This is a genomic window from Formosa sp. F44 (assembly GCF_056238645.1).
In genome coordinates, this window is sequence record NZ_JBWDLJ010000002.1 from 766,558 (window position 1) to 779,613 (window position 13,056).

General features: G+C 34.2%; 10 protein-coding genes. 5 read left to right on the top strand and 5 right to left on the bottom strand.

The window, feature by feature from the left end:
• Positions 1 to 40 precede the first annotated feature (40 nt).
• The 4 genes from AC0UBM_RS08355 to AC0UBM_RS08370 all read left to right on the top strand — a co-directional run bounded on the left by AC0UBM_RS08355 (position 41) and on the right by AC0UBM_RS08370 (position 5,923).
• On the top strand, positions 41 to 2,227 hold the full coding sequence (locus AC0UBM_RS08355; protein ID WP_475688312.1) for a S9 family peptidase: 2,187 nt from the start codon (positions 41 to 43) through the stop codon (positions 2,225 to 2,227).
• A gap of 47 nt (positions 2,228 to 2,274) precedes the next feature.
• Complete coding sequence (locus AC0UBM_RS08360) at positions 2,275 to 3,651, top strand: peptide MFS transporter (RefSeq protein ID WP_414036295.1); 1,377 nt, start codon at positions 2,275 to 2,277, stop codon at positions 3,649 to 3,651.
• 43 nt (positions 3,652 to 3,694) lie between these two features.
• Positions 3,695 to 5,263, top strand: a complete 1,569-nt coding sequence (locus tag AC0UBM_RS08365) for a peptide MFS transporter (RefSeq protein ID WP_475688313.1) — start codon at positions 3,695 to 3,697, stop codon at positions 5,261 to 5,263.
• Positions 5,264 to 5,377: 114 nt separating this feature from the next.
• Positions 5,378 to 5,923, top strand: coding sequence for a thioredoxin family protein (locus tag AC0UBM_RS08370; protein ID WP_475688314.1), 546 nt, complete (start codon positions 5,378 to 5,380; stop codon positions 5,921 to 5,923).
• 9 nt (positions 5,924 to 5,932) lie between these two features.
• On the opposite strand, the gene AC0UBM_RS08375 is transcribed toward AC0UBM_RS08370, so the two are convergent.
• The 5 genes from AC0UBM_RS08375 to surE are packed head-to-tail and all read right to left on the bottom strand — an operon-like array spanning position 5,933 to position 10,717.
• Positions 5,933 to 7,957, bottom strand: coding sequence for a ComEC/Rec2 family competence protein (locus AC0UBM_RS08375; RefSeq protein ID WP_475688315.1), 2,025 nt, complete (start codon positions 7,955 to 7,957; stop codon positions 5,933 to 5,935).
• 19 nt (positions 7,958 to 7,976) lie between these two features.
• The gene (locus AC0UBM_RS08380; protein ID WP_434037598.1) at positions 7,977 to 8,543 is read right to left on the bottom strand and encodes a C40 family peptidase; all 567 of its coding nucleotides are present in this window, start codon (positions 8,541 to 8,543) and stop codon (positions 7,977 to 7,979) included.
• Positions 8,544 to 8,545: 2 nt separating this feature from the next.
• The gene (gene lpxB / locus AC0UBM_RS08385) at positions 8,546 to 9,664 is read right to left on the bottom strand and encodes a lipid-A-disaccharide synthase (RefSeq protein WP_475688316.1); all 1,119 of its coding nucleotides are present in this window, start codon (positions 9,662 to 9,664) and stop codon (positions 8,546 to 8,548) included.
• A complete protein-coding gene (locus AC0UBM_RS08390) occupies positions 9,664 to 9,948 on the bottom strand; it encodes a hypothetical protein (protein WP_434037599.1) in 285 nt (94 codons plus the stop codon). Before AC0UBM_RS08390 ends, lpxB begins: the two co-directional genes overlap by 1 nt.
• Positions 9,941 to 10,717, bottom strand: a complete 777-nt coding sequence (gene surE, locus AC0UBM_RS08395; protein ID WP_475688317.1) for a 5'/3'-nucleotidase SurE — start codon at positions 10,715 to 10,717, stop codon at positions 9,941 to 9,943. The genes AC0UBM_RS08390 and surE overlap by 8 nt, the downstream gene beginning before the upstream one ends.
• A 156-nt stretch (positions 10,718 to 10,873) precedes the next feature.
• On the opposite strand from surE, the gene AC0UBM_RS08400 reads away from it, so the two are divergent.
• Positions 10,874 to 13,054 (top strand): carboxy terminal-processing peptidase, encoded by a 2,181-nt coding sequence (locus tag AC0UBM_RS08400; RefSeq protein WP_475688318.1) that lies wholly within the window; start codon positions 10,874 to 10,876, stop codon positions 13,052 to 13,054.
• The last annotated feature ends 2 nt before the right edge of the window (positions 13,055 to 13,056 follow it).

Below are 13,056 nucleotides of genomic sequence, written 5' to 3' on the forward strand. Positions count from 1 at the left end.
GAAAATTCCCTATTTTTAACTAATTTATAAATAATTATACGTGAAGTATTATTCTCCATTATTACTGTTGTTTGTTTTAACATCAGGTTTAGTTTCAGCACAAGAAAAACAAATTAATTTAGAAGATATTTGGAAAGGCGGTTTTAGAACAGAGCGCATGCAATCTTTACATTCTATGGCCAATGGTCAGGAGTATTCTGTATTAAATTTCGATGGTAAATCGAGAACCTCTTCTATCGATATCTACGATTATAAAACCTTAAGTAAAGAGAAGTCTTTGGTGAATTCTGGAAACTTATCAGAGATTGCCTATTTTACAGATTATACGTTTAGTGAAGACGAAAGTAAAGTGCTTTTGGCTACAGAAGTAGAATCTATTTTTAGACGTTCGACTTTAGGAAAATATTTTGTTTTCGACACCGCTACTAATAAAGTTATAGCGATTTCTGATGAAAAGATTCAAGAACCTACTTTTTCTCCAGATGGTACCAAAGTAGCTTACGGATTAAACAATAATCTGTTTATTAAAGATTTAAATACTGGTGAAACCACAAAATTTACATCGGATGGTGTAGATAATAAAATTATAAACGGAATTACAGACTGGGTTTACGAAGAAGAATTTGCTTTTGTTCGTGCCTTTGAATGGAATGCTACAGGTGATAAAATTGCATTTATCCGATTTGATGAATCTGAAGTTCCTGAATTTTCTATGGACATTTACGGCACAGCGCTATACCCGCAACAAAATGTGTTTAAATATCCAAAAGCAGGTGAGGCGAATTCAGAAGTGTCACTTCATGTTTATAACCTAAAAACAGATAAAACAGCCGAAGTAATATTAGATAAGAACTATTCCGACTTTTATATTCCTAGAATTAAATGGACAAACGAGGCAGATATTTTAAGTGCGCAGTATACCAATAGACATCAGAACGAATTGGATTTATGGATGATTGATGCTTCAGACATGTCGGCTACATTAGTGCTTACAGATACAGATGATGCGTATGTAGATATTACCGATAATTTAACCTTCTTAGATGATAATAGTTTTATTTGGACGAGCGAAAAAGACGGATACAACCATATCTATCACTATAAAAAAGATGGAAAGCTAATCAATCAAATCACTAAAGGAGATTGGGAAGTGACTAATTATTATGGTTTTGACAAAAAATCGAAACGTATTTTTTATCAGTCTGTAGAAAACGGATCAATTAACCGCGATGTATACAGCATTGGTTTAAATGGTAAAAAGAAAATTCATTTATCTAATAAAGTAGGAACAAATGCGGCCTCTTTTAGCGCAGATTTCACCTATTTTATTAATACATTCTCTAATGCAAATACACCGCCTTTATATACTCTAAACAATTCAAAAACAGGAGCAGTTATTAAGGTTATTAAAGACAATAAAGCGTTATCGGATAAATTAGAAGCATACGATATCTCTCCAAAGGAATTTAGTACAATTAAAGTTAATGGTAACGATTTAAATATGTGGATGATTAAGCCATCTCATTTCGATGCTTCTAAAACGTATCCGTTACTAATGTTTCAATATTCTGGACCAGGATCTCAAAGCGTCTCTAATACTTGGTTAGGTGCTAACGATATGTGGTACGAAATGTTAGCTTCAAAAGGTTATATCGTTGCTTGTGTCGATGGTCGCGGAACAGGGTTTAAAGGTGCTGCATTTAAAAAATCTACACAAAAAGAATTGGGTAAATTCGAATTGGAAGACCAAATTCAATCAGCAAAACAATTAGGAGATTTGTCGTATATTGACAAGGAGCGTATTGGGATTTGGGGATGGAGCTTTGGTGGCTTTATGAGTAGTAATGCAATCTTTAAAGGAAACGATGTGTTTAAAATGGCAATTGCAGTTGCACCCGTGACCAGTTGGAGATTTTACGATTCTATTTATACAGAACGTTACATGACTACTCCTCAAGAAAATGCTTCGGGTTACGACGAAAATTCTCCAATTAATCATGTTGACAAATTGAAAGGAGATTTTCTACTCGTTCACGGAACTGGAGACGATAATGTGCATGTACAGAATTCTATGCAAATGATAGAGGCTTTAATTCAAGCGAATAAACAATTCGAATGGATGTTGTACCCAGATAACGATCATGGTATTTATGGTGGTAACACAAGATTACATTTGTATACTAAGATGACTAATTTTTTAGATCGCACTTTAGGCGATAAATTATAAACAGAAAACCCTTTATAACGTATAACTTATAACTAATAAAATTACACATGACAGAATCGATTGATGTTAAACAGAAAGAAATATTTGGTCATCCTATAGGACTATATGTATTGTTCTTTACAGAAATGTGGGAACGCTTTTCGTATTACGGTATGCGTGCTATCTTAGTACTGTATTTAGTAGCCGAAACTAAAGATGCGAATGCAGGATTAGGTTGGACCAATGGAGAAGCCTTATCCTTATATGGAACTTATACTATGTTAGTATATGTAGCATCAATCCCAGGAGGCTGGCTTGCCGATAAGTTTTTCGGACAAAAGAAAGCCGTACTTTATGGAGGAATTCTGTTAGTTGCAGGACATGGTATTCTTGCAGTTGAAGAAATGTGGGCATTTTATAGTGGTCTAGGATTAATTATTTTAGGAGTTGGTTTATTAAAGCCAAACATTTCTACCATGGTAGGAGGTCTTTACAAAAAAGGTGATATACGACGAGATAAAGGATTTACTATTTTTTATATTGGTATTAATATAGGTGCCTTTTTATCTAGTATAATCGTTGGATATGTAGGTGAAGTTTACGGATGGCATTACGGTTTCGGTTTAGCCGGAATAGGAATGACGTTAGGTTTAATTCAATATATCGCTGGTCAGAAGTATTTACATGATACTTTAAGTCATGAAGAAAATGCTGAAGGTTTAGCAGATCAAGAAATTTTAGATAAGCCATTGACTAAAATTGAAAAAGATAGAATTATAGTTTTATTTATTTCGTTCTTTTTAGTGATAGTGTTTTGGGGAGCTTTTGAACAAGCTGGAGGTTTAATGAATATTTATGCTTCAGAAAAAACTAACAGAATGATAATGGGGTGGGAGTTTCCTGCATCATGGTTCCAATCTTTTAATGCCATGTTTATTATTTTATTAGGAACAACGGTTGCTGGTTATTGGGCACACAGAAAGTTAAAAGGTAAAGTATCTACATCACTTTTTAAAATGATTGTAGGTCTTATTATAATGGGAATGGGATTCTTTTTCATGACAGCGGCTGCGGCACAATTTAATGCTAACGGACCTATAGTAGATGGTCAAGGAGGATCGGCTATGTATTGGTTAGTATTGGCTTACTTATTCCATACAATTGGAGAATTATCTTTATCTCCAGTGGCTTTATCATACATCACAAAATTAGCACCGGTTAAATATGCGTCTTTAATTATGGGTGTATATTTCGCAATGACTGGTATTGGAAATAAATTGGCAGGAACTCTAGGGGAAGCTTCAGAAAGTTTAGGTGAATTTACCATATTCACTGGTATCGCTATCTTCTGTGTTGTTTTTGGATTAGTTATGTTAATATTCAGAAAAAAATTAGAGGTGCTTACGCATGGTGCCGAAGATGACGAGCGTGAAGTAGCACATTAAACCAGGCGCTATTTAAACGAGGTATATTTAAAAATATGTAATAATGAGTGCAACAAATTTTAGATTTGAAGGTTCCGATATGAACCGACAACTTTTAATGGGTCACCCTTCTGGGTTGTTTGTATTATTTTTCACCGAAATGTGGGAACGTTTTTCTTACTACGGAATGCGTGCCATTTTGGTGCTTTTCTTAACGTCTGCTATAATCGACGGCGGTTGGGCATGGAGTCGGGAAGATGCTTTGGGACTTTACGGAACATATACTATGTTAGTATATTTTTCTCCAATTTTGGGAGGTCTACTAGCCGATAAGTTTTTAGGATACAGGCGTTCTGTAGCTATTGGAGCATTAATTATGACTTTGGGTCACGCGGCCATGGCATTCGACACACCTTGGAGTTTATATCTAGGTATTGGACTATTAGTCGCAGGAAACGGATTGTTTAAACCGAATATTACATCTATTATTAACGGAGTTTATAAAAACGCTCAAGACAAGAAAGATGGAGCCTTTACCATATTTTATATGGGAGTAAATGCTGGAGCTTTTTTAGGGATTTTATTATGTGGTTATGTTGGTGAATCTATAGGATGGCATTACGGATTTGGATTAGCTGGAATTTTTATGTTCTTAGGAATGATTCAATTTTGGTTAGCCCAAACTATTTTTGGAAGAATTGGTTTATCGCCAAAAGATACACTTGCTTTTGATGCCAGTCATAAAGAATTAGATACGCAAAAAGAAGAAGTTGTTCCTAGCAATATTCAGGCAGATCGATACATTGTAGTGGGAATATTAGCATTCTTTACCATCTTCTTTTGGGCTGCATTCGAGCAAGCTGGTGGGGCTATGACTATTTTTGCATCAGATTATACCGATCGTGTTTTAGAAGGAACGTCTGCTAATGTATTTAGAATAGCAAACACACTGCTTACTGTTATTCCGTTAATGATTATTACATATGTATTATTCCAATTATTCAGAATAACCTTTAGTAAATACAAGGTATCTAATTTAGCTTTAGGTTTAAGTTTTGCGATTATTTGGGGGATTGTAATTTACATGTTGAAATCTCAGTTTTCTGAAGAAAGTACAGAGATTCCTGCATCTTGGTTCGGAATTTTAAATTCGTTTTATATCATTGCATTTGCACCGTTAGTTTCAAAAATTTGGGAAAGTAAATACAATCCGCCAGCAACGGTTAAGTTCGGAATTGGTTTAATTTTACTTGGATTAGGATTTGGTGTATTAGCTTATGGATCGGCAAGCATACCTCAAGGAGCACAAACCGCATCGGTTAGTGTGGTTTGGTTAATTTTAGCTTATCTGCTTCATACATTAGGAGAATTATCATTATCGCCTGTAGGATTGTCTTATGTAAGTAAATTAGTACCTGCAGCCAAAATCGGACTAATGTTTGGGTTATGGTATATTGCTGTTGGTTTAGGTAATAAAGCAGCTGGTATGATGGGGGGATTAATCGATAAAATTACAGCAGCTTACGATATGAGTACATTTTTTCTAATCTTTACAATTGTGCCAATTGTTGCAGGATTATTAATTATGGCATTAACACCTAAGGTGAATAAGTTAATGCACGGCGTTCACTAAAAATTAACATATTTATATAATAAAAGGCATCTTCTTTGTAAGATGCTTTTTATATTTTAGACCATTATGGTGAATACACTATTTTTAAGAATGAGAATAAAAAATGTTAAGTTGATGAGAAAAAGTTTATGTTTAATGGTTCTTATGTTTTCAGTAGGAATTATAAATGCACAGGAGATTAATTGGTTAAGTTTTAATGAAGCTTTAGAACTTCAGAAAACAGCTCCAAAAAAAATTATGATGGATGCGTATACCAATTGGTGTGGTCCTTGTAAAATGTTAGATAAAAATACATTTCAGAATAAAGATGTTGCTGCGTATGTAAACGAAAATTATTATGCCGTTAAATTTGATGCCGAAGGACCAGAGTCTATAACCTATCAGGGAACTACTTATGGTAATCCTAATTACGACGAAGCAAAAAAAAATAGAAGAAATGGCGTTCATGAATTTACAAGAGCATTGGGAGTAGATGCTTATCCAACTATCGTGTTTTTAGATGAGGACGCGCAAGTTATCGCTCCAGTTCGTGGCTACCAGCAACCACAACAATTAGAAGTCTACTTAAAGTTATTTCATAGTGATAAATACAAAGAGTTGCAAACTCAAGAAAGTGCTAATGCATATTTTGAAAGTTTTGTTCCTGAATTTGTTGAATAATAACACATCTTATTTAAATATATAAGCTCCCTTTTTGCCAGTTTGGTAAAAAGGGATTTTTTTGTTTTTACAGGTCTGTTCCCACCGTGCGATATACGATTTGTAATTACTGCCATCAGCAATAATTTCTTGGGGTCTTAAAGAGTCTATTAAACGGTTTAAATTTATTTGAGGAGAATTGCTAAGTAAGACATAATAGGGGTTAAAAGACCTTACGTTATAGGCGCCTAAACTGTCAACTATTAATATGTTCTTGTTGTTAATAGAATAGACAGCTTTTAAAGGTTTGGTTTGAGCCGTTTCTATGCCTTTATATATGGCATAATCCTTTAACGGATACGTATGCAAGGATTGTGTAGAATCGGTTGCAGTAAACATATCAAGTTGTCTATCTATTCTGTGCGTCAATATTGTTTCTCTGGTTTTATGAAACAGAATCCATTCTGTAGCGTTTATAGCAACCCGATTGTAAAGCAAAGTGCATTGCAGAATTATACATGCGATTAAAGTGATAACGATCGATTTATATTTGGGAGTAAATAATACGTAGATGAAACCTATAATTAATACATAAAGCACAATGACTGTATTTAACTTTATAGAAATGGCACTGTAAATAAACTGATCTTGATTCGCAATCCATTGTATAATGGTATTCATAAAGCCAATTATTTTATTAAAAAGTATAGCCATTACATTAGGTAATATTCCAAGTGTTGCCATGAGTAGTATGAGAATACCAAAGCCTAAAATGAAACCTAGAAAGGGAATTATAATGAGATTAGAAAGGAAAAATAGTCCTGGAAACTGATGGAAATAGTAGATGCTTAACGGCAAAACGCCAACTTGAGCAGCAACAGTTACGGTAAGTGTATTCCAAAGTAAATTAATAAGTTTATATTTTGGAAACCATAATCTATTTAATTTAGGTTGAAGTGCCACAATACTTAAAACGGCTAAATAGCTTAACTGAAAGCCTACATCGAAAAGTAACATAGGATTCCATAATAACAGTAGAAAGGCGGAAATCGCTACAGTATTAAATGTGTTATTTGGCCGATTCCAATTTAAGCTAATGGCAACCAATGTGAACATTAAAGTAGCCCTACTTACCGATGGAGATAATCCTGTTAAAATAGCAAAGCACCACATTAAGATAATAACAAGAATGGTTTTTAATCCTCTACCATAAGGTAGACGCTCGAGTGGCGATAATATATAGTTTAAAATCAATAATAAAATTCCGACATGTAATCCCGATATTGCCAAAATATGTACTGCACCTGCTTTGGTGTAATTTGTATATAATGTTTCAGAAATATCTTGCCTTTGTCCTAGTAATAATGCATTTATTACAGCAAGTTCGTCGGTTCCAAACGGATACGTTTTTAACTTGGAATTTACGAATGTGTTAATACGATGAGCCAGACCCGAAAGCGTAGATGGCTCACTTGGAAGATGAAATAGGTACTTTCGAGTTGTTGTAATTTGATGGTATATGTACTGTCGTTCTAAATACGATTTATAATTAAATTGATTCGGATTTAAAGGTGGAAGAATGTCTTTAAAAGCGCTGGAGGTGATGTAAATATCATCAATATCTATAACTTTTTGTAAGCTGTCGCGTTGTACATTTAAAAGGGATGTGCCTGTTACAGGAAGGCCGTTAATTTTTAGAATCTCAACCTTGTATTTGTCGTAGTATGTATTCGATTTAAGAACATCGCTAATCTTAAAAGTAATTTGTTTTACAGGAGCTTTTACAAGAGTATAATGCGTTGACTGTAATTTCTGATTATGAACATGTACACTCAAAATCCCTATGGATACGGTAAGGAATACGGCGACCATTCCAAACCCGATAGACGGTTTAAAACGAGACAAATTTATCCAATACAGTAAAAAAAGAAGGCAAAGTAATATCGAGGAAGATAATGCACTCCATAGAAATGGAATAGGTCTATAAAAACCTAAACAGATTCCAATAATAAGGAATATTGTGAGTTTTACTATTATAAAGCGACTTAACTTCATAACAGTAAGATACTAATAATTAGAGTATTCGACGTGCTTCTTTAAAAGAATGATACCAGTAGCGTTCTGCTAATGAGGATGTTATTACACCTTTACTAGTTGTAGAGTGTATAAATTCTATTTGTCCGATTCTAGATGTTACGACTAAACCAACATGATTAATAGTGTTACTCCTGGAATTGGTATGAAAAAACAACAAATCACCTTCTTTAACATCTTCCAGATCTATTTTTATACCTTCTTTAGCCATGTCTCTGGAAACACGTGGAAGTTCGATATTATAAGCTTTAAAAGTTTCAAAAACTAAGCCAGAACAATCCATACCTTTTTTTGTTGTACCACCATATTTGTAGCGAACACCTTCAAATTGCTTTGCGAAATCGACTAATTCTATGCCTAAAGATTTTAATTCGGCCTCGTTTTTTGGAGCTAAAATTACCCGATCATTATCAATTCTGGATTGCGTATTTTCAATGTTTTTTGAGGTCGTTGTAGCATTGGCTGATGAATAAGATTTAGATCTTTTAGAAGATTTACAGCTACTCACACAAAGAAGTAAGCAAAGTATAAAAGATAATTTCTGCATTTTTAAGAATGTGATTTTAGTCCGTTGTAAATATGTTCAGCTGTTTTCCTGCTGGCTCCTTTGCCACCAAGCTTCTTCTCTAAATCGTAATAATTAATAAAAAACTTTGTACGCTCGTAATCATCAAGAATAATATTAAGTTCTTTCTTTAAGTTTTTAGTGTTAAACTCATCTTGAATTAGTTCTTTAACTACAGGTTTATCCATAATTAAATTCACCAAAGAAATATATTTCAACTTAATAATTCGACGACCAATTTGGTAAGACAACCAGCTCCCTTTATAGCATACCACCTGAGGTACTTTAAATAAAGCAGTTTCTAAAGTAGCCGTTCCAGATGTTACTAATGCCGCAAAAGATACACTTAATAAATCGTAAGTTTTATTAGCTATAAAATGAACGTTACTTCCTTTAATAAATTGTTGGTAGTATTCAAAATCTTGACTCGGCGCTCCGGCAATTACAAATTGGTAATCTGGGTAATCGTCAATTAAACTAAGCATTACAGTAAGCATTTTGTTAATTTCTTGCTTTCTGCTTCCTGGTAAAAGGGCAATTATAGGTTTTTCACTTAATCCGTGCTCTGTTCTAAATTTATATTCATCTACTTGAGTGCGATCTGCAATAGAGTCAATTAAGGGGTGCCCTACAAAGGTAACATCATAACCATACTTGGCATAAAAGGGTTTTACAAAAGGAAGTATAACATACATCGCATCGATATCGCGCTTAATGTTTTCAACACGTTTTGCTCTAGACGCCCAGACTTGGGGAGAAATATAATAATTTGTTCGATAATTTTGTTGCTTAGCCCATTTAGCAATGCGTAAATTAAATCCAGAATTATCTATAAACACGATAACGTCAGGATTGTACGCCTTTATATCTTCCTTGCAAAACGATATGGCTTTTAAAATTTTTGATAAATTGGTAATGACTTCTGCAAATCCCATGAACGCTCGTTCTTTATAGTGACTCACTAAAGTACCTCCAACATTTTGCATAAGATCCCCACCCCAAAATCTAAAGTTAGCGTTTTTATCTACTTTCTGTAACGCTTTCATTAGGTTCGAGCCGTGTAAATCTCCCGAGGCTTCTCCTGCAATAATGTAATATTTCATTATAAAAATTTAAAAGTAAATGTAAGTATAGCAATACAAACCGTGGCTAAAATTACGCCTCGAGCTCTATAATCCTGCCTCTTTTTTATAAAAATAAAAAAAGCGACTAAGTTTAAAATAGCACCTAAGCTAGTTAGTTTTCCTAAAAATCCTTCAGCGGCGGCGGCTTCTATCACAGTCATAGCATCGTCTCCTCTTCCTAGGAATTTTGCGGCTAAAAATAATCCCATGGCATTGGCGATAACGCCGACTAAAAACCCGATAAAAACTTCTTTTTTAATCATTTAAATTCCATGTGTTAATCTGCCTAATACTTTGGTAGGCTGTTAAGTCAAATTGAACGGGTACCACAGAAACATAATTATGTCCTAAGGCCCACTCATCGGTATCTTCACCTTGATCTAAATTTACAAATTTACCAGCAAGCCAGTAGTAATCTTTTCCCATTGGGCTTTGTCTTTTATCAAACTTTTCAACCCAATTGGCTCGTGCTTGTCTGCAAACCCGAATACCTTTTATATCTTTTTTAGGGACATTAGGAATATTTACGTTTAAAACTACGCCTTGTGGCAAACCGTGTTTTAAGGTGTTTTCTGTTATGGTTTTTATGAAGGATTCTGAATGTTCGAAATTGGCATTCCAATTATAATCTAAAAGCGAAAAACCAATGGCCGGAATGCCTTCAATACCAGCTTCTATAGCGGCACTCATAGTCCCAGAATAAATAACATTTATTGAAGAATTAGAGCCGTGATTTATACCCGAAACACAAAGGTCCGGTGTTCGTTTTAAAATCTCACGAACACCCAATTTTACGCAGTCGGCAGGAGTTCCTGAGCAACTATAATCTTTTTGAGGGCCGTTGTCTATCGTGATTTTTTCGACATATAAGGTAGAATCTACTGTTATTGCATGTCCCATACCACTTTGCGGACTATCTGGAGCCACCACAACAACATCTCCAATGGTATTCATTATTTTTATAAGGGTTCTTATTCCTGGTGCTGTAATACCGTCGTCGTTTACAACCAAAATAAGGGGCTTTTTTGACATCTTTTTTTGTTTTGAAATCGCTATGCTAAAATACATAAATTCTAGCTGAAACGGCCAATTTGTTTAGTTTAACAAAAAATTACGTTATATTGATTTTTATTGGCATAGTTTTTTCTCTACTTTAGTGAAAAATATACGATGCATTTTTATAGGCTTATGAAAAGGAATTACAAGTACCTAGTAGTATTATTAATGTTGGCGTTCGCGTCTTGCAGTTTTACCACTAAAACATTTAGCAACCCAGATAAGGATAAATTATTAGTTCAAGTAATTACTTATGTTCTCGAACGCGGACACTTCGATCCTAAAACTTTAGACGATAATTTTTCTGAAGAAGTATACACTAAATATTTAAAAGGCATAGATCCTTTAAAACGCTATTTCTACGCCTCTGATATAAAAGAGTTTGAAAAATATAAGGATAATCTAGACGACCAATTAAAGGAGTACGATATTGCTTTTTTTAACCTTACTCACGAACGTTTAATTCAGAGAATGGAGGAGTCTAAGGCTTTATATAAAGAGGTATTAAGTACGCCGTTCGATTATTCTATAGATGAAGAATTTGATGGAGATTACGAAGAAAAACCTTATGCGAAATCCAAAAAGGACATGAAAAACCGTTGGAGAAGACAGCTTAAGTTTACCTCAATTTCTAATTACGACGATTTACAAACCGAAGAACGTTCTAAAAAGAAGGAAGATCCAACGTATACAGTGAAATCTGATGAGGAAATGGAAAAAGAATCTAGAGAGTCTACTTTAAAATCTATAGATAATTATTACACAGATTATGTAGACGATTTAAAGCGTAGCGATTGGTTTACTATGTATGTTAATGCAGTGGTAGAATCTTTCGATCCGCATACATTTTACTTCGCTCCAGAAGATAAAGATAGATTCGATCAGCAAATGTCTGGAAAGTTAGAAGGTATTGGAGCTAGACTTCAGAAAAAGATGGATAATGTTAAGATTATGGAACTAATTTCTGGTGGACCTGCTTGGAGAAATGGGGATCTAGAAGTTGGAGATATTATTCTTAAAGTACGTCAGGAAGACGAGAAAGAGGCTGTTAATATTGTAGGGATGCGTCTAGATGATGCTATTAAATTTATTAAAGGCCCAAAAGGTACCGAAGTCACGTTAACTATTAAAAAAGTAGATGGAACTGTAGAAGATATTTCTATTGTTAGAGATGTTGTAGAGTTGGAAGAGACCTATGCTAAGTCATCTTTAGTAACTAAGGACGATGTAAAATATGGAGTAATTAACCTTCCTAAGTTTTATGTAGATTTTGAAAACTATAATAACCGAAATGCGGCATCTGATATTAAGTTAGAAATAGATCGATTAAAAGAAGCCGGAATGGAAGGTTTAGTTTTAGACTTAAGAAATAATGGAGGAGGATCTTTACAGACTGTTGTCGATATGGCTGGATTATTTATTAAAGACGGACCGGTTGTACAAGTGCGATCTACAGGAGAGCCTAAAGAAATTTTAAGAGATAAAGACGAGTCTATAGAATGGGATGGTCCATTAGTTATTTTGGTTAACGAATTATCGGCATCTGCTTCAGAAATTTTAGCGGCAGCAATGCAAGACTATAAGCGAGCAATTATTATAGGAAGCAAGCAAACTTACGGAAAGGGAACAGTTCAGAATGTGCTTGATCTTAACCGTATGGTTCGAAATAACAGTAATGGAGATCTTGGTGCTCTTAAATTAACTACCCAGAAGTTTTATAGAATTAATGGTGGTTCTACACAATTAGAAGGTGTTAAGAGTGATGTTGTTGTTCCGGATCGTTATAGTTTTATCGATATTGGTGAAAAGGATCAGGATAATCCGTTACCATGGGATAAAATTGCTCCAGCAGACTATACATTATGGAATGGTCATTTTGATTACGATTCTACGATATCTAAAAGTAAGGAGCGTATGAGTAATAATGAGCAATTAAAGTTGATTGAAGAGAATGCGAAGTGGATTAAAACGAAAATGGATGAAAACGAATTCAATTTAAACTACGTAAAATATAAAGAGAAATTAGAGCTTAATGAAGAGGAAGCTAAACGTTTCGATAAAATTTCAGATTATAAATCTAATCTAACTTATACGTCTTTACCATACGAAGAGGCATTGTTTGTAAAGGATTCTACGCTACGATTAAAACGCGATCGTTGGCACGAAAACTTAACACAAGATGTGTATGTAGAAGAAGCTGTAAATGTACTTGAAGATTTAAAAGGGTCTTATAAGGTGAAAACAGAATTGGCAGCAACTAAGCCTAAAAGTTCTGAATTGATAACCACAGAAGGTACATCTTCAAAAAATTAATT

Excerpts from the sequence above, each read along its gene's own strand:
- AC0UBM_RS08400 (WP_475688318.1), top strand. The coding sequence starts at position 10,874 with ATGAAAAGGAATTACAAGTACCTAGTAGTATTATTAATGTTGGCGTTC.
- AC0UBM_RS08370 (WP_475688314.1), top strand. The coding sequence starts at position 5,378 with ATGAGAAAAAGTTTATGTTTAATGGTTCTTATGTTTTCAGTAGGAATT.
- AC0UBM_RS08375 (WP_475688315.1), bottom strand. The coding sequence starts at position 7,957 with ATGAAGTTAAGTCGCTTTATAATAGTAAAACTCACAATATTCCTTATT.
- AC0UBM_RS08380 (WP_434037598.1), bottom strand. The coding sequence starts at position 8,543 with ATGCAGAAATTATCTTTTATACTTTGCTTACTTCTTTGTGTGAGTAGC.
- AC0UBM_RS08360 (WP_414036295.1), top strand. The coding sequence starts at position 2,275 with ATGACAGAATCGATTGATGTTAAACAGAAAGAAATATTTGGTCATCCT.
- surE (WP_475688317.1), bottom strand. The coding sequence starts at position 10,717 with ATGTCAAAAAAGCCCCTTATTTTGGTTGTAAACGACGACGGTATTACA.
- AC0UBM_RS08390 (WP_434037599.1), bottom strand. The coding sequence starts at position 9,948 with ATGATTAAAAAAGAAGTTTTTATCGGGTTTTTAGTCGGCGTTATCGCC.
- AC0UBM_RS08365 (WP_475688313.1), top strand. The coding sequence starts at position 3,695 with ATGAGTGCAACAAATTTTAGATTTGAAGGTTCCGATATGAACCGACAA.
- lpxB (WP_475688316.1), bottom strand. The coding sequence starts at position 9,664 with ATGAAATATTACATTATTGCAGGAGAAGCCTCGGGAGATTTACACGGC.